The organism is Streptomyces xylophagus (assembly GCF_000716435.1).
Taxonomy (GTDB): domain Bacteria; phylum Actinomycetota; class Actinomycetes; order Streptomycetales; family Streptomycetaceae; genus Streptomyces; species Streptomyces xylophagus.
This window is the reverse complement of sequence record NZ_JNWO01000044.1, coordinates 38593-54796: the sequence shown is the minus strand read 5'-3', so window position 1 is coordinate 54796 and position 16204 is coordinate 38593. Positions and strand designations below refer to the sequence as shown.

14 protein-coding genes, 1 other RNA gene and 1 pseudogene are annotated in these 16204 nt (G+C 68.9%); 10 read left to right on the top strand and 6 right to left on the bottom strand.

The features are described 5' to 3' along the window. Nucleotides 1-94: 94 nt before the first annotated feature. Both rnpB and OO70_RS53335 read left to right on the top strand, forming a co-directional pair. Nucleotides 95-510, top strand: an RNA gene (gene rnpB / locus OO70_RS51580) — RNase P RNA component class A. Between the two features lie 24 nt (nucleotides 511-534). Then, on the top strand, nucleotides 535-1311 hold the full coding sequence (locus tag OO70_RS53335; RefSeq protein WP_324604918.1) for a DUF2637 domain-containing protein: 777 nt from the start codon (nucleotides 535-537) through the stop codon (nucleotides 1309-1311). A gap of 352 nt (nucleotides 1312-1663) precedes the next feature. Here OO70_RS53335 and OO70_RS54265 read toward each other — a convergent pair. The 3 genes and pseudogenes from OO70_RS54265 to OO70_RS56745 form a co-directional block, all read right to left on the bottom strand. Continuing rightward, nucleotides 1664-2472 (bottom strand): IS5 family transposase gene (locus OO70_RS54265; RefSeq protein ID WP_199827544.1). Its coding sequence is split into 2 segments (ribosomal slippage): nucleotides 1664-2122 and nucleotides 2125-2472, totalling 807 coding nucleotides; the frame shifts between segments, so codons are not numbered across the junction. 51 nt (nucleotides 2473-2523) lie between these two features. Continuing rightward, nucleotides 2524-3343 (bottom strand): annotated as a pseudogene (locus tag OO70_RS53325) (IS5 family transposase). Between the two features lie 63 nt (nucleotides 3344-3406). Then, nucleotides 3407-3529, bottom strand: coding sequence for a hypothetical protein (locus OO70_RS56745; RefSeq protein WP_267881262.1), 123 nt, complete (start codon nucleotides 3527-3529; stop codon nucleotides 3407-3409). A 239-nt stretch (nucleotides 3530-3768) separates the two neighbouring features. Between OO70_RS56745 and OO70_RS47805 the strand changes: the two genes are divergently transcribed. Genes OO70_RS47805 through OO70_RS47790 form a run of 4 tightly spaced genes read left to right on the top strand, consistent with a single transcriptional unit; the run spans nucleotide 3769 to nucleotide 9124 of the window. After that, a complete protein-coding gene (locus OO70_RS47805; RefSeq protein WP_043687078.1) occupies nucleotides 3769-4272 on the top strand; it encodes a DUF4365 domain-containing protein in 504 nt (167 codons plus the stop codon). An 8-nt stretch (nucleotides 4273-4280) separates the two neighbouring features. Continuing rightward, on the top strand, nucleotides 4281-5369 hold the full coding sequence (locus OO70_RS47800) for a hypothetical protein (protein ID WP_043687076.1): 1089 nt from the start codon (nucleotides 4281-4283) through the stop codon (nucleotides 5367-5369). Between the two features lie 30 nt (nucleotides 5370-5399). Beyond that, complete coding sequence (locus OO70_RS47795) at nucleotides 5400-6011, top strand: hypothetical protein (protein ID WP_043687073.1); 612 nt, start codon at nucleotides 5400-5402, stop codon at nucleotides 6009-6011. Then, the gene (locus tag OO70_RS47790; RefSeq protein ID WP_043687071.1) at nucleotides 6008-9124 is read left to right on the top strand and encodes a helicase HerA domain-containing protein; all 3117 of its coding nucleotides are present in this window, start codon (nucleotides 6008-6010) and stop codon (nucleotides 9122-9124) included. The genes OO70_RS47795 and OO70_RS47790 overlap by 4 nt, the downstream gene beginning before the upstream one ends. A gap of 367 nt (nucleotides 9125-9491) precedes the next feature. Here OO70_RS47790 and OO70_RS56440 read toward each other — a convergent pair whose 3' ends face one another. From OO70_RS56440 to OO70_RS56430, 3 genes are all read right to left on the bottom strand, one after another. Next, the gene (locus OO70_RS56440; protein ID WP_234337117.1) at nucleotides 9492-9647 is read right to left on the bottom strand and encodes a hypothetical protein; all 156 of its coding nucleotides are present in this window, start codon (nucleotides 9645-9647) and stop codon (nucleotides 9492-9494) included. A 41-nt stretch (nucleotides 9648-9688) separates the two neighbouring features. After that, nucleotides 9689-9865 (bottom strand): hypothetical protein, encoded by a 177-nt coding sequence (locus tag OO70_RS56435; protein WP_234337116.1) that lies wholly within the window; start codon nucleotides 9863-9865, stop codon nucleotides 9689-9691. A gap of 288 nt (nucleotides 9866-10153) precedes the next feature. Continuing rightward, a complete protein-coding gene (locus OO70_RS56430; RefSeq protein ID WP_234337115.1) occupies nucleotides 10154-10327 on the bottom strand; it encodes a hypothetical protein in 174 nt (57 codons plus the stop codon). A 947-nt stretch (nucleotides 10328-11274) separates the two neighbouring features. Here OO70_RS56430 and OO70_RS47775 point away from each other — a divergent pair. The 4 genes from OO70_RS47775 to OO70_RS47760 all read left to right on the top strand — a co-directional run bounded on the left by OO70_RS47775 (nucleotide 11275) and on the right by OO70_RS47760 (nucleotide 16031). Beyond that, nucleotides 11275-11802 (top strand): RNA polymerase sigma factor, encoded by a 528-nt coding sequence (locus OO70_RS47775; protein ID WP_043687067.1) that lies wholly within the window; start codon nucleotides 11275-11277, stop codon nucleotides 11800-11802. A gap of 55 nt (nucleotides 11803-11857) precedes the next feature. Further along, nucleotides 11858-12643: a hypothetical protein gene (locus tag OO70_RS47770; protein WP_043687064.1), complete on the top strand. Its 786-nt coding sequence runs from the start codon at nucleotides 11858-11860 to the stop codon at nucleotides 12641-12643. A 149-nt stretch (nucleotides 12644-12792) separates the two neighbouring features. Further along, the gene (locus tag OO70_RS47765; protein WP_043687060.1) at nucleotides 12793-13362 is read left to right on the top strand and encodes a hypothetical protein; all 570 of its coding nucleotides are present in this window, start codon (nucleotides 12793-12795) and stop codon (nucleotides 13360-13362) included. A 908-nt stretch (nucleotides 13363-14270) separates the two neighbouring features. Next, nucleotides 14271-16031, top strand: coding sequence for a helix-turn-helix domain-containing protein (locus tag OO70_RS47760; protein WP_043687058.1), 1761 nt, complete (start codon nucleotides 14271-14273; stop codon nucleotides 16029-16031). Nucleotides 16032-16204: the final 173 nt, after the last annotated feature.

Genomic DNA, 16204 nt, shown 5'->3' with positions numbered 1-16204 from the left:
ACCCACGGTCCGGACCGGGGGGCGACGGGGTCGGCGGGACCGGCTGTCGGTCGGAGGGGTGGTGCCCGCCCGGTACCATGGTCGACACGGCAGACGAGCCGGGCGGACGGCCGCGTGGAGTGCCCCTAGCGGGAACTCCCCGAGGAACGTCCGGGCTCCACAGGGCAGGGTGATGGCTAACGGCCACCCGGGGTGACCCGCGGGACAGTGCCACAGAAAACAGACCGCCCGGCGCTTCGGCGCCGGGTAAGGGTGAAACGGTGGTGTAAGAGACCACCAGTGCCCAGGGTGACCTGGGCAGCTAGGTAAACCCCACCCGGAGCAAGGTCAAAAGGAGCCGCCGCTTCGAAAGAGGCGTGGCTCTGCGCGGACGTTCGAGGGCTGCCCGCCCGAGTCCGCGGGTAGACCGCACGAGGCCGGTGGCAACACCGGTCCTAGATGGATGGCCGTCGCCGGGGGGTTCGCGAGGACCCCTCGGGACAGAACCCGGCGTACAGCCCGGCTCGTCTGTCGGCAGGGCTCTGACCTGGTCTTATGGGCCGGTCGGGGCCCTTTCCTCTGCCTGGGGGCTTCCCGCTTATACCTGCGAGTTCCCGGGAGTTCCCGTGGAAGTGTGCACGCGTTGTGCGCTGGGATGGCGTCCTGGCGGTGGGTCTGATGAGTGATGTGACCGACCTCCGAGAGGGAGTCACCGGGAGCCGAGGCTTCGCTCTCGATGCGTGGATCCGTCCTCTGTGTGCTCTCGTGGTAGCCGGGGTCGCGGCCTATGCCTCGTACATTCACCAGCGGGAGTTCGCGTTGCAGGGCGGGGCGTACACGGTCAGCGCCTCGTGGTGGCCGCTGTCCGTGGACGGGCTTCTGCTTCTGGCCACGGTCGGCTTGCTGAAGCCTTCAGGGCTCTACACGCGCCAGGTACGAGGTGCGATCTGGTCGGCGTTTTCGCTGGGGATCGCGGTGTCGCTGGCCGTAAATATCGCGGCAGCGCCAGTGCTGGAGTGGAAGCCGGTGCTGGTAGCGGGATGGCCTCCGGTCGCGCTGCTGCTGTCGGTGGAACTCCTGGTGCACCGTCCGGTTGATCGGATCGTCGATGTTGCTGAGGCTATGGGAGAAGGGCGTGGCGCGGCGCAACGTAGGCGTCGGCAAGCAGGTGAGGATTCATTGCTGGCGAGGGCTCGGGCGCTTGATGCCCGGCACCGTGAACGGCATCAGCGACCTGCGTCAGTCGAGACTCTGCGGAAGGAATTACACGTCGGTGCACGTCGATCGAGGCAGTCGACCGCGCTCGTGCGGGAGGGCCGGAGCGACTCTTAGATCATGTAGGAAACGGCTAAGTCTCGGCACTCCAGAGGATCAGTACTTGACTGGATCCCGCCGACATGGGGTGGTCGGCTCCGAGGATGCGTTCAAAGTCGGCGGCCACCTGCTATTGCCAACGGATGGCCGGCAAGGGACCTCATACCGCACCTCGTCGAGCCGGCGACTGACGTCAACCTGCCCCAGGTCCTGGCCACCCTCTGACCGATCGAGAGTAGACGCGGGCGAGTGTGGTGTTCGAGACGCACTACGCCCGCCGACAGTCGGCCAGCCTCGTACCTGGGACCGAGGATCTCCTAGTCCGGCTATCCGCAGCGGGTGCAGTCATTCCGTGCTCTTAGACGTCATTTCACTTGATCAGTCTGCGGTGACATATGAGGGTCGGGGCAATGGCGGTGAAGGCGAGGAAGTGTTCCGGCTTGCGCTCGTAGCGGCGGTGAAGGCGTCGACACCTGGACAGCCACGACACCGTCCGCTCCACGACCCAGCGATGTCGGCCCACGCGTCGGGATGACTCGACGCCTTTTCGGGCGAGGCGGTGCCGGATGCCTCGGGAAGCGAGCCATCGCCGCAGGTGGCGGTAGTCGTAGCCTTTGTCGCCGTGCAGCTTGCCGGGCCGCCGACGTCGCGGTCCGCGACGGGAACGGATGGGCGGGATGCCGCGGACCAGCGGGATGAGGGCCTGGCTGTCGTGGAGGTTGGAGGCGGAGATGCCGACGGACAGGGGCAGGCCCTGGCGGTCGACGATGAGGTGGATTCTCGATCCCTTCTTGCCCCGGTCGGTCGGATTCGGTCCTGTCAGTTGCCCCCTTTGAGGGCCCGAACGCTGACGGAGTCGATCGCGCACCGCGACCAGTTCAGCTCGCCCCGGGCACCGAGTTCGTCCAGGACCAGGCGGTGGAGTTTGGCCCACACCCTGGCCTCGGTCCACTCGGTGAACCGCCGGAAGGCGGTGACTCCCGACAGTCCGAAACCCGGAGGGAGTTGGTTCCAGGTGCAGCCCGAGGTGGCCACGAAGATGATCGCCGCCAGCACTTCGCGGTCCCCTCGCCAGCGGTGCCCTCCACCCTGCGGGCGAACCGGTGCGGGCGGCACCACCCGCTGGAACAACGTCCACAGCTCTTCGGGCGCCATCCGCTCGGCAAGCGCATCACTCATCACCTCGGACTGCCGCAAGATCACGCCAACTGAAATGGCGTCTAAGAGGAGCTAACAGAAAGCTTTGACGCGGCGGTAGGTGATCAGGCAGCAGGCCAGTTTGAGGAGGGCTTCGTGGATGTCGTCGCGGATCTCCCAGCGGATCCGTAGGCGGCGGAAGCCGTGGATCCAGGCGTTCGTGCGCTCCACCACCCAGCGGACGGCGCCGAGTCCGGAGCCGTGCGGGGTGCCGCGTCGAGCGATCACCGGCTTGATGCCGCGCTTCCACAGCAGGCGGCGGTACTTGCGAAGTCGTAGCCACGGTCAGCGAACAGCTGCTGTGGCCGGTGACGGGACCTGCCAGTGCGGCCCTTGATGTGGGGTATCGCGTCGAGCAGGGGCAGCAGCTGGGTGACGTCGTTCCGGTTTCCTCCGGTCAGTGTGATGGCCAGCGGGGTGCCGTGCGCGTCGGTGATCACGTGGTGTTTCGAGCCCGGTCTGGCACGGTCGAGCGGGCTCGGCCCGGTTTTGGGCCGCTCCGGCGGGCCTGGTGGTGGGAGCCGTCGATCACCGCCCGGGACCGGTCCAGCCTCCCGGCCTGGTGCAGCTCGGTCAGCAACACCTGGTGCAACCGGTCCTACACACCAGCCTCGTTCCAGTCCCGCAGCCGACGCCAGCACGTCATCCCGGACCCGAACCCGAGCTCCTGCGGCAGCCACTCCCACTGGATGCCGGTATGCAGCACGAAGAAGATCCCTTGCAGGCACTTGCGGTCATCCAGCGGCAGCCGGCCCGGCTTCCGCACCCGCCGGGACCGCACCGGGAGCAACGGTTCGATCCGCACCCGCAAATCGTCCGTCACCAGCCACGGCGGGCGCTTCCCCTTCCCCATGGCCTGTCCAACGAGGCCACACGGAACGGGACATGGGCCCCCGAGCGCTTTCTGTTAGCTCCTCTAAGTCTCCCGGAGCACAGCGAGCGGGCGCGAGGGTCGGACGGCCGCGAGGAGCATCAGGGCGAGGGTGGTGGCTCCGAACGCACCGTGGGCGGTGACCACGGGCACGGACAGGTGGTGCATCAAGGCCCCCTGACTTCCCAGAACGGGAGAACGAGCCAGATGCGGCAACCACAGCATCGTCCGTACCCGGCCGGGGCGGGAGGCCCGCCCCTACATCGCATCAGGGATGAACAGCTGCCTGCCGGCCATTGTTTCGCAGGCCTGTCGGAAGGTCCATTTTGGGGCCCTGACAGTCGTCAGCGCGTGCCGTAAGGTTCTGACTACTGTGTGCCACAGTAGGGGGACATTGGGGGGCTTTCGTGCTCGATGCGAAGCAGCATCAGGGCAAGTTCGGCGAAGACTACGTCCGTGTGCTGGCCTCTGCGGCAGGCCTGATCGTCCTGCAAGGCGATCTCGACGCGGACGGGGTCGACCTCGGGTTCCGCGCCACCGGCCGCTACGGACGGACGCTGTCACCCACTGTCGAGGCTCAGATCAAGACATGGTCGGCGCCGTCCGTGTCGTCCGGCCACCTGAACTACCGCGGGCTCAACGAGTGGCAGTTCAACAGGCTCGCCGGTCCCGACTTCACCGTGCCCCGGTTTCTGTTCGTCATCTGCGTCCCCGCCGACAACCAGGCGTACGCGGCCATGAGCACCGACGGTGTGATACTCCGTCACCTCGGCTACTTCGTCTCGCTTCGCGGCGAGGAGCCGATCAAGGACCCCGACCGTCACCGAAAGCGTCCGGTCAGAGTTCCGACAGCGAACGTGCTCACCGCCGCCTCACTGCGCCGGCTCGCCGAGACGCAGTCCGACTGGTAGGGGAACCGATGACGATTCCGCTGAAGGTCGACGACATCGCCAGCTATCTGGCGGAAACGGGCTGGGAGCGGGATCCACAAGGCTGGCGCGGAGCGAGTGTGTGGCAACACCCGGGCGACTACGAGGTGTTGGTACCCGCTCGCGACGGCATGGGCGACAGCGACCGCCGATTACGGGAGATCCTGCGCTGTCTGTGCGCGCTGGAAGACCGGCCGGCGAGCGACATCGCCCTGGAGATCGCCAGACCGCAGCTGGACAAGCAGTCCTTCCGCACGTTTCCCACCGGCCACGACCCCGGCTACACCTCGCTGCTTCTGGGTACGCAGACGGTGCTGGGTGTCCGCAACCTCCTGACGGCGGCGGCGCGCACCGTCGTGCAGGGTCCGCACTTCGCCTTCGCCGGCCGGCAACCGGGCGTGGTGGGCGACCTCTTGCGCGCAGCCGAACTCGGCCCCTCCCGCGCCGGGAGCTACGTCGTCGAGATCCGAGTGGCGGCGGACGCGACGGCCCGAACCCCGAGCGGGGAGCAGGTCACCGGTCGGGCCGTGCTGGTCCAGATGCTCGAGGCGGTGAGCGCGGCCCAGGCAGCCGTAGCGGCGGACGCGCCCGCGGCCTTCGACGAGACCGTCACGGCCGGCGTCTCCGCGGATCTGTGCAAGGCGCTCAGTGAGCTCTCCGGCCACGAACAGAGCGAGCCCTTCGAGATCGGCTTCCGGTGGGCGCGCTCGCAGCCACTCGATGTGGCGTCACACGTTGTCGCGTTCCCGGAGACCTCCGGATCGCTTCTGCACGCCGCGTCCGTGCGGCTTCGCAGCGGCCTCAACGCCACCGGTGCCGCAACGGTCTCCGGTGTGGTCGAGGGGCTGCATGACGACTCCTCCGGCAACGACCGGTGGCGGATCAAGGTCCGCGGTGAGTTGCGCACCGAGCACGCCGAACTCGTCCGGCGGGCCGTCTGGGTGCGGCTCCCGGACCAGGCGTCGTACGACCGTGCGATCACCGCGCATCGGGAACGGCAGGTGATCACCGTCATGGGCGAGTTGTCCAGCATGACCGGCCGGGTGGAACTGGTGCCCAGGCGGGGGTTCGACATCTGACCGGATTTCGGCTCATCGAGGAGGGGTACTGTGCCGACGGAGTTGACTGTACGGGATCATGCATCGCTGTTCGCCCTGATGGTGGTCGCACGGCCGGTGACCAACCGTGAACTGCGCGAACTCGCCGGCCTGGAGATCACCGCGGCGGTACGACGGCGAGTGAACGAGGATGCCGAGCGGATCGTGACCAGGAAGCACGGTGCGGTCAACACGCACCAGCTCACGTCCGCGGGCCGGACCTGGTGCGAGGCCGCTCTGGTGGCCGGACGCCCGGACGGAGCGAAGTTTCCGGCCGGGGTGCTCTACGCGGTGCTGGACAACGTCGGACAGTACCTGGCCCGCTCCGGCACCAAGTTCGGCGAGTTCTTCCAGCCCGACGTCGAGGACTGGATCCGCGCGGTCTACACGGAACTCACCGTCCGCCGGAAACCGGGCAGCTGGGTCAGACTGTCGGCGCTGCGCCCATGGCTCGAGAACCTGCCGCGAGGGGCCGTCGACGCCGAACTCGACCGGATGATCGAGCAGCCCGACGTACAGCTGATGGGCGAGCTCAACCAGCGCACGCTCAGCGACGAGGACCGCGGAGCCGCCGTTGACATCGGCGGCGAACCTCGCCACCTGCTGCGGATCGGACCGGCGTGAACGGGGAACTCGCCGCCCTGGAGACGCTGTACATCAACACCGCGCTGACCCAGGAAGAGATCTGGACACCGGTGACCTCGTACCACGTCGACGGCCTTCATCCTGAGGTCTTCCGGCGGCTGGGGAGGGCAATGAGCGCCGTCGAGCGCGCCCACTCGCCGGTTGCGACCGTGGTGCGTGGCGAGACCGGTTCGGGCAAGACGCATCTGCTCGGCTGGACCCGCCACGAGATCCAGCAGCGCGGCGGCTCCTTCTTCTACATCAAGCTTGTCACCGGCCGGAACTTCTGGGAGAGCGCCGCCGACAGTCTCGTCGACAGTCTCTACCGGGAGGACGAGGGTGGCCAGGAACAACTGATTCGCCTGCTCGACGAGCTTTCGCGCCAGGCTCGCCTCGACACGGATACCCGTAACGCCGTCACTGGCCGGCGCGAGTTGACGCGAGCCCATGTCGATGCGTTCGTTCGGGGGATCCGGACCATCGACCGACAGGTGGGCAACGAGGCCGCGGACACGGCCCGCGCGCTGGCGCTCATAGCCTCCACCGGCGATCCCGTGGAGATCGGCAGGGCCTACTTCGCGCTCAACGACGACGACGGGGACAAGCGCGCCGCCTGGGGGATGTCGCCGGGCGGGCGACAGGCTCAACTCGTCCTCCGCGATCTGACGCGCCTGTTCGCCCTGGTCGGACCGCTGGTGTTCGCCTTCGACCAGCTCGACACCCTGGTGTCCGCCACGGAGACGTCGTCGCTGACATCGGCCCCTTCCGGCGAGGGCCGGGCCGCGAAGAGGCTGAGCAGCGAGATCGCCACCGGCCTGATGGAACTGCGGGAGGAAGCCCGCCGGACCCTGATGGTCGTGGCGTGCCACGAGGACACCTGGGAGCAGATTTCCCGGGCGGCAGTCCGGTCCGCCCTGGACCGGTTCGAGGTTCTGCCGACGCTCGGCGCGATTCCCGACGAGGCCACCGCCGCCGCCATCGTCAGCAGCCGCTTTCGGGCCTACTACGAGTCGGTGGGGTTCACTCCGCGGTATCCCACCTGGCCGGTCACCTCGACGGCGCTGGCCGAAGCCCCACACCGTTACACCGCACGGCGGCTGCTCATCCGGGTCCAGAAGCACATCGAGGCGTGTCTGCAGACCGGCACGGTGGCCGAACTGACCTCCCTGGCAGGCGCAGAGCCCACGGCAGCCGCACCGCCCGCACCGGCGAGGGCCGTCAACCTGAGCACCCTCACGGAGCCCTTCAACAAGCTCCGTGCCGAGGCGGACGACCTCGGGCCGCTCGACCCCACGACCGAGGACGGGTTGATGCCCGCTCTGCTGGGCGCGGGGCTGCGGAGTCTGGTCAGGGAACTGGGCGCCGACGAGACGCGGTTCTCCATCGAGACCGACTTCGGCCGCAAGGCGGCGTTGCACGCCCGGTTGCGCTATGTCGTGGACGAGGCCAGCGAGAACGAATTCCACTGGTCCTTCCGGGCGATCGCCGCGAACAACGCCATCGCCGCCCAGAACCGGATCCGTAATGCGGCGGTGGAGGCCGGCCTGACGGCCGACCTGGCGAGCCGCCGGCTGATCCTGCTGCGGAACATGCCGTACCCGAGCGGCCCCAAGACCAAGGGCATCAAGGACGACTTCGAGGCGCGGGGCGGCGTGTCGTTACCGATCGGCGCCGCCGACCTCCGGACCCTGGCCGCCCTCCGGGCCATGCTCGACGACCGTACGTCAGGCCTGGACGCATGGCTGCGACAGGAGCGCCCCGCTTCCCGCATCGAGGTCTTCGCGCCGGTGCTGGGAGACTTACGGCAGCTTCTCGGCATCGCGACCACGGAAGTCGGCTCCAGGGTGGCGGCGGATGTGGCGGGCATACCGGAGGACCCCGAGCCCGCTCGTACCGAAATCGTCGTCGGAGCCACGGTCCGGGGCGGCCGTTCGTTTGCGGTACCCATGGAACGACTGCGGATGCACACCGCGGTGGTGGGCGCGGCGGGATCGGGCAAGACGGTCCTGATCAAGCGACTTGTGGAGCAGTGCGCTCTGTGCGGCGTCTCGGCGATCGTGCTGGATCCGAACGACGATCTCGCACGGCTCGGCGACCCCTGGTCGAGCCCGCCGAAGGGTTGGACGGACGACCATGAGCGCGAGGCCCGACGCTATTTCGCGGATGTCGAAGTGGTGGTGTGGACACCGGGTCTGAACCGGGGACGTCCGATCTCCTTCTACCCGCTTCCCGATTTCGGTCCCGTCCTTGACGACGAGGACGACTTCCCCCGTCTGGTCAGGTCGACGGTGACCTCACTTGCGCCACATGCCGGTGTACGCGGCAGCAGTGCTCGCGCGACCCAGCAGCTGGGGGTCCTCAAACGTGCCCTCGAACGGTACGCGCGCGACGGCGGCAAGACCCTGGCCGGCTTCGTCGAGCTGCTCGCCGAGCCCCCGAGCGACATCGTGAACAGCAGGACCAGTCGCTTCGCGGTTCAGATGGCGGACACGCTGGAAGCCGCGATGGAGACCGACCCGCTGTTCGGGGAATCCGGCGCACCCGCCGATCCCGGCATGCTCCTGATCCCGTCGCTGGGAAAGGCCGCCCGTATCTCGGTGATCAGCTTCATCGGCCTGTCCGGCGACGGACCGGCCCAATTCGTCAGCCGCCTCCAGGCGACCTTGTTCTCATGGTTCAGGGCACACCCGGTCGGTGACCGTGCCCTGGGCGGGCTGCTGGTGATGGACGAGGCGCAGAACTTCGTGCCCTCCGGTACATCGAATCCGAGTACGGAAAGCACCGTCGAACTCATCCGCCAGATACGCAAGTACGGACTCGGGATAGTCCTCGCCTCACAGCTCCCCAGGGGGATCCACAACCAGGCGCTGGGCAACACCGTGAACCAGTTCATCGGCCGACTCACAGGAGTCGCCCACATCGAGGCGGCCAGGACCATGGCTCAGGCGCGGAACGCAGTCCTCGACAACCTCGCCGGTCTCAAGGCCGGCATGTTCAACGCCGCGAGCGAGGGGACCGGATTCAGCAAGATCGAGGTGCCGATCTGCCTCAGTCACCACGATGTGCCGCTCAAGGAGGACGAGATCGTCGAGCGAGCCCGCCGGGGTACCTGAGCGGTCGTGAGGTGGTGAGCGCGTCCTGGCCCGTGCCGAAACCTTGACCTGCACGGACAGCGTCGCCAGGGCGCTTGAGCCGTCCTGTCCCGGCGGTCACCCCCTTGGCGGTGGGTGAACTGCTCACCGCTCATTTGGCCGGCGTAGTCCAGTCCCCCGACGGACCACGCCGTTTCCGACCGCACGATGTCATCCGGGGGAGCACACCCAGCAGGTGTCGAGGGACATCCCGGAGGCCGAAAGCCGCGCAGTTCTGCGGGCCGTGGCCGACCTGATTTCCGTCGGCGGCGGTTCAGCGGCGTGGCTCGGACGACGCGCCGGATCGCCTCAGCCGACGCTGCCCGGCGCGGGAGGACTTCACTCTGGTTCAGCTGCGATCTTGGTCGGATTCGGGCTGGGTGAGTCGTTGTTGCCAGTCGTTGAACTGCTGGCGGAGCGCGGCGGCTGCCTGGGGGTCGAGGCCGTAGGCGGCGTATTGCTTGTCGGTGTAGCGCTGCACACGGCGGAGGGCGTCGGCGAACATCCGTCGGTCGAATCCGGCGTCGTTCTGTGTGGCGAGTTCGATCAGCCGCTCACGGCTGTAGCCGGTCTTGACAGGCCGTCGACATCGATGGAGTCGCGGACCTCGGCCCGGGTGAACAGGGCGCCGGTTTTGCCGGCGGCGACGTCGTCACGGTGGAGCACAGGACCGAGTTCGGAGGGGACGGGCGCATGGCGGAGGAATTCTGCGACGAGTTCCACCTTGGTTGTGATCCGGTGGACGGATCGATGACGTTCAACCGGCTGTAGGTAGGGGTTTGTTGGGCCGTCTCCACCGTGTATCCAGCCGCCGAATACGCCTTGATGAGCCGGGCGACCGCCTCGGGCATCTCGTCGGCGGCGCGATCGATGGGCGCGAACAGGTCGACGTCATCGCTCATTTGACGATGCGGTGCGCCTGGATGGCATAGCCGCTCGCGAGTGCGTAGCCGTAGTCCTCGGCGAGCGTGTCGAGCCCGATCCTGATCAGCCGCCGATGCAGTTCCTCCACTATGCCGCGGCCGCCTTCGCAGCGAGCTCGGTGAACCGGGACTGCCAGGCCGTACGGACCGGCAGCGGGAGGAACAGGTCGGCCCACAGCCGCCGCAGAAGCGGGCCGTTCAGGTAGGTCTCGAGGTCGGCCGGGGTCTGGGCCTCACGGATGACCCGTTCGTACATCAACACGACATCAGCATGGTCGGCCAGGTCGTAGACCTATCGGGGCCCCCAGCCGAGGTGACGGGGCAGAGTGACTGCACCCGTCGTCGGCCCGTCCAGCTCGGCCAGCGCCGTCGGCAGGGTGTAGGGCTTGGCTGCCGCGTACCTGTTCATGACCCCGGCATGCCGCAATCGGCCTGTCCGGTGGTATCCACGGCGCGTTTGTCGCGGGATGGGCCACGTGGCAGGGAGCAGCCTGATCGAGGATGACGGGGTCCGGTCGAGCGCGTTCCCCCACAGCTACCCGTACGTCCTCGCTGCCCGCGAACAAGCTCTGGAGCAGTCGATCTTCGGCTCGGCGCAGGAGGAGGCATCGGTATGTCCCCTCGGTTCAGAAAGCTGCGCAGCCGAGCGTTGGCTTACAGCCGGGTGTCAGAAGTCCGCCGTCCCTGCGATTTCTGGCGCGGAGTCCTCGAGGATCGACGAGAGGCCTCGTCGCAGAGCGTGACGAATGCTTGCTGGAGTTCACCCCTCCGGTACGAACCTGCGGGACGTCCGGAAGCGCTGAAATTGCATCTGCCTGCGACGTTGCTTCACAGAGCGTCAGAAGCCGTCTACGGCGCAGCGAGCAACGCGCCACGAGAGGAAGTGCCATCGGTAAGCCCTACAGCCGACCTGACCTGCGGAAACACGAGGTGTAGCGAAGCGCCCCCGGCGGGACTCGAACCTGCGGCCAAGGCTGGTAGAAGGCGCTCGTCCAACGGACGCTGGTACTGGCCGCCGTGAGACCTGTCTTTGCTCCCGTTCTTTACTAAACCGGCGGCGCGGAACGGTGGGAAGTGTGCATCGCGCAGGCCGACTCGATACGTCCGCGCAGGGCAGCGTGCAGATTCGTGCGAGAGGGTTTTCCCGAAGACCTGTTGCACCTGTACGCGCGCTGGACACGTGGGGGCAGACGCCAGGGAAGGAAGCACATGCCCATTGCCAGCGAAGCCCAGTTCACCGAGGTGTACCGGGCGCACTACGAGGACGTGCTGCGGTTCGTCCGCCGGCGCGCGCATCCCATGAACGTCGATGACGTCGTCGGTGAGACGTTCCTCGCCGCGTGGCGCCGGCGGCGCGAACTGCCCGAGGACGCGCGGCCGTGGCTGTTCGGCACCGCCCGCAACCTGATGCTGAACGCGAACCGGGGCATGCGCCGGCAGTCCGCGCTCGTCGTGCACATCGGCCGGACCGCGACCGTCGACGCCCATGACCCGACGGCCGGTGTGGACAGCCGGCTGGAGCTGGTCGAGGCCTGGCAGGCGCTCGCCGCCGCCGACCAGGAAGTCCTCGCGCTGCATGTCTGGGAGGACCTCACCGCCAAGGAGGCGGCACGGGTACTGGGCTGCACCCGGGCCTCGTACTCCATGCGCCTCACCCGTGCGAAACGGCGCCTGGCCGACCGGTTGGGCCAGACCGCCGCCACCGCGTCGTCCGCGCTCTCCCTCTCCACGCGCTGAGCCCACGCACCGTCCACGTGCCACCCACGTACTGAACAGGAAGCCAGGAATTCTCATGACCAACGACCTGCTCGCCCGCCTCGCCGACCTCGACGCCGCGCCGCGCCGCACACCGACCGCCCAGGAGATCGACCGCGAGGAGACGCTGTTGCGGAGCATCCTCGACGACAGCGAGCGCCCCGGCCGCTCGCTCGGCGCCGCGTTGCGCCGCCCGCTGGTACGGCGGCTCTCCTTCACTGCGGCCGGGGCCCTCGCGGCCGGCCTCGCGCTGGTCGCGGTGAACGGCGGTCTGCCCGGCCTGGGCGGTTCGGGCCCGCTGTCCTCCTCGGAACTGGCCAGTTGGACCGGTACCCCCAAGAACGTGGACGTCGCCGCCGCGCGCGCCTCCGCCGCCGGAAAGTGGTGCCTGGACGCGACGGACGTGAACGGCACCGGCACCGAGCCGGTGATCAGCAACGCGGACCTGCGCGGGAAGGTCGCCTCGATGATCGTCACGCGCGGCGACCAGTCGGCCTACTGCCTGGCCGGTTCGGACGGCGGCACGTCGATGGGCATCTCCGCGGTGCGCGAACAGCCCGACGGGCACATCAAGGTGGACACGCTGGGTGCCCGAGGGAGTGGTGACCAGGAGCTCAACTACGTGGTCGGCTGGGCGGGTTCGGACGTCAGGGGCATCACCGTACGGGACCACGGGCACACGACCGAGGCCATGATCCAGGGCGGCCGCTTCACGGCCTGGTGGCCCCACGGCAACCCGGACGGCCTGCTCACCGGCACCCTCACCCTGCACCTCGCCGACGGCTCGACGCGCACGGTGGAGGGCGACAGCCTGCTCGACTGACCGGACCGAGCGAGCCGTTGCCAGCGGTGCACGCAGCGGTCGGCGGGGGCAGCGGCCTGTTCGGCAACTGACGCACAGGCTCCGGTCGTTCTCCTCGAGGGCTCCTGAAGTACCCCCGAGGAGAACGACCGGCAGGAGAGAATGAGGGAGTGACGAAGAACCTTGAGCGCATCGCCCCCTGGTGGGACCGGCGGGTCATGGGCGGCCTTCTTGTCGCGGTCCTTCCCGTGACGACGGTCGGCGCGGCCGTCCGGTCGATGCCCGAAGTGAGCGTGGTGAGGATCTCGCTGCTCGTCGCCCTGCTGTGTCTGCTCGTCTGGGGTGCGCGCTTTCAGATCGTGCCGTCCGTGTCCGTCAGCGCCACCACGCTGGTGATCCACAATGTGTACAGCCGGTACCGGATCCCCTGGCGGATGGTGTCGGGCATCGACTGGTCGCGCGAAGGTCTCCTCTCCCTCGACCTGACGGACGGCCGGCAGGTGCGCGTCGAGGCGTTCAGCCGCTGGCCGTCCTTCGGTCGCCACAGGAAGGTGATCGAGACACTGGAAGAGGGCCGTCGCCTGGCGGCGGCGGGCCGGAGTGACACCGGTGCGGGTTCGACGGAGGACGAGGTGCGCGTCACCGAGGCCTCCGGAATCACCGAATTCGTCCTGGCGCTCTGCTTCGGCGGCACCCTGGTGGCACTCGCGATCGAGGGCGTCATCGCGCTCCTGGACTGATGCCCGGTGGCGTACGACAAGGGACCCGATCGCCCCGCGGGCCCGCCACCACCACGGGTGGCGTCCGGAACCGACCCCCCATGGGTGCCGGCGAAGCCCCCCGTGACCGTCATCACGACCGCATCCCGAACGACCACATGACGTCCGATCAGCGCAGAACCTATGTTGATCGCCAGCGACTGAGGCTGGTGTCGGTGGTGCGGGGCATGGCAACTCCAGGGCGTGGTGGGGGAGTTCGGGGCCGCCCTGCGTGATCTGCCCGCCCCAGTTGCCGCTGCTGTCGTCCGTGCGGCGGTCGTAGACGTACGTCAGGTTCGTGTAGCAGTGGCCCGCGGGCGTCATGTACAGGTTGTCGGTGGCCCGCTCCTTGACGGTGAAGCCGGCCGTGCACTTGTACGCGTTGCTGTTCTCACTGGCGACCAGCGCGACTCCGCCCCGGAACGGCTGGGCGTCACCGAACCGGTTGTTCTCCTGGGTGGACTGAGTGGACTGCGCCGACGTGGTGGTAGGCGAAGAGGCCGCCCACGCGGGAGTGGGCACCGAAAGCGGCGCCGTGACAGCGGCGAGTCGGTGCCGTCGGGATGATCCGGGGTCCGGAGCGCCCCCCGCGCGCCCCGGACCGTGGACCCCCCTGTCCCCCGTCGTCGTTCAGCTCGTCGGTGCCCCCGTGGATCACGGCGGCGGGTACCGGATGTGCTGCGATCGAGTGCCCCCGGCATATCGACCGCAGCACGCGCCCCGGGTTCGTCCGAAGGCATGACCAGTGCGCCCGTTCCCCCATGGGACGCGCCCCCGTGCCCGTAGGCTCCGGCACAGACAGCTTCGCCGGTAATCGTGCCGGGCCGGAGGGGTCGGGTGTTGCCAGCGGGTATTTGGCAACACCGGTCGGGCGGTGCGTTGTTGGGGGGATGGTCATCGAGCACGACGGATTCGGTGCCGAGTTACGCCGGCGCCGCATCGCGGCCGGTATGTCGCTGAGCGAGCTGGCCGGCAAGGTGTACTGCAGCCGCAGCTTCCTGAGCCGCGTGGAGAACGGGCGCCGCAGGGCGTCCCTGGAACTGGCCCAGCTGTGCGACGAAGTGCTGGGTGCCAAGGGTGCGTTGGTCGGGCTGGCGCCGTTGCCCGGCTCCGAGGCTGTGCCGAAGGCGGTCGGGGGAGGGGCGGGCGAACTGGTCAAGTCGCCCGGGCGGGGCGGGCGTTCGGCCGCCGGGCAGGACCGTGCCGAGTTCCGGCGGCTGCTCCGGCGCGGTGACCTCAGCCATGCCGCGGGTGAGATGCGGGACGCCGAACGGCACTACACGGCCGCGTACCGCAGCGCCGAGGGCGATCCGCGGGCGCAGGCCGAGGCCGTGATCAGGATGGCCCGCCGCTGGTCCGATCCCGGGCAGGTCGACCGTGAGCTGCTGCAGTCGCTCCGGGGTTGCCTGGCCGCGCTGGAGGGCGATCAGAGTCCCGAGACCGTAGGTCTGCGGTTGCGTCTCGAAGCCCATCTGGCGAAGAAGATGGCCCTGGCGGTCAGTCAGGACACCGCGGCGGGGCTCGCCGGCCCCGCCGAGGGTGCGCGGCTCGCCGAGGACACCCTGCGCCGATTACCCGTCGACGGCGACGACGAGGTGCGCTGCGAGGTCCTCACCGAATGCCGTTGGGCACGCTACGACTTCATGACCGCACCCGAGTCACTGACGCTCTCCGAGCAGCTGCGCGAGGCCGCGGCCCGGCACGACTCGGCGTACTTCCGCGGTGAGGCGCTCATGGCCACCGCCATCGACCAGTTGCGCAACGGCAGGATCTACAGCGCCCTCGCCACCGCGAACCAGTACCGCAAGCACGCCGCGGATACCCACAGCGCCCTCGCCCGCTGGCAGCGGCACACACTCGACGCCCTGCTCGACATGTGGCACGGCCGGTTCGACGCCGCCGCCGAGTGGATCTTCGTGGAGTCCCTGAAGTTCATCGAACTGCTCCGCGCCGACTACGCCGTGCCCGCGGACAACCTCACCCAGACCCGTCTCGGCCAGGCCTACTGGCTGCTGAGGCAACAGGGGCGGCTGGCCGACCTGTTCACCTCCGATCTGGCCGGCGACGTCGAGCGGCACGCCTACTTCCCGGTCTGGCGGGCGGGGTTGGCCCTCGCGCTGTGCGAGACCGGGCAGTACGCCGAGGGGGCGGACCTGTTCCTCGGCTGTGTCGCCGACGTCGACCGGTTCCCGCCGTCGGGCTGGGCGGTGCCCGCGCTCGTCCTGCTGGCGGAGGTGTGCGCGGCGCTGGACCTCCAGGGCGGATTCGAGGCCGAGTTGGCACCGGTGCTGCCCGTGCTCCGCGCCCGCCTCGCGCCGCACGACGGTGAGCAGATCGCCCTCGGCGGCTGGCCCAGCGTCCTCGTCGGCCCGACCGCCCGCGCCTGCGGCCTGCTGGCCCTGGCCGCCGGTGAGCCGGAGACCGCCCTCGAACACTTCCGGCAGGCGGCCGTCCCGGCCCGCTCCTCACAGCCCGAACTCGCCCGCCTCCGCCTGGCCCAGGCCCGCGCCCTGCGCCGCCTTGGCGGCCCGGGCAGCGAGCCGCACGCGGTCCGGCTGCTGCGGGAGACGGCACGCGGGGCGGAGACGTACGGCATGACGTGGCTCGGGGGACAGAGCCAGGCGTTGCTGGAGGCACCGGGGCGGGCGTGAGCGCGGAGCGGTTCCTACGGCGCTCTCGCAACGGCCCCGGGGGCTGGTGGTGTTGGTGTGCTCGGACGGTGTTCATGCTGTGAACTCAGTCACATGCCCCTCGGTATGGTGCCGCTCGTCCCGCCACCCTCCCGGTGCCCCCGGCGTCACCCGCACCACCCTCTGCCCCGCAC

Coding starts and splice junctions, on each gene's coding strand:
- OO70_RS56440 (WP_234337117.1), bottom strand. CDS start 9,647: ATGTTCGCCGACGCCCTCCGCCGTGTGCAGCGCTACACCGACAAGCAA.
- OO70_RS47770 (WP_043687064.1), top strand. CDS start 11,858: ATGACCAACGACCTGCTCGCCCGCCTCGCCGACCTCGACGCCGCGCCG.
- OO70_RS47775 (WP_043687067.1), top strand. CDS start 11,275: ATGCCCATTGCCAGCGAAGCCCAGTTCACCGAGGTGTACCGGGCGCAC.
- OO70_RS47760 (WP_043687058.1), top strand. CDS start 14,271: ATGGTCATCGAGCACGACGGATTCGGTGCCGAGTTACGCCGGCGCCGC.
- OO70_RS56745 (WP_267881262.1), bottom strand. CDS start 3,529: ATGCACCACCTGTCCGTGCCCGTGGTCACCGCCCACGGTGCGTTCGGA.
- OO70_RS53335 (WP_324604918.1), top strand. CDS start 535: ATGGGCCGGTCGGGGCCCTTTCCTCTGCCTGGGGGCTTCCCGCTTATA.
- OO70_RS47800 (WP_043687076.1), top strand. CDS start 4,281: ATGACGATTCCGCTGAAGGTCGACGACATCGCCAGCTATCTGGCGGAA.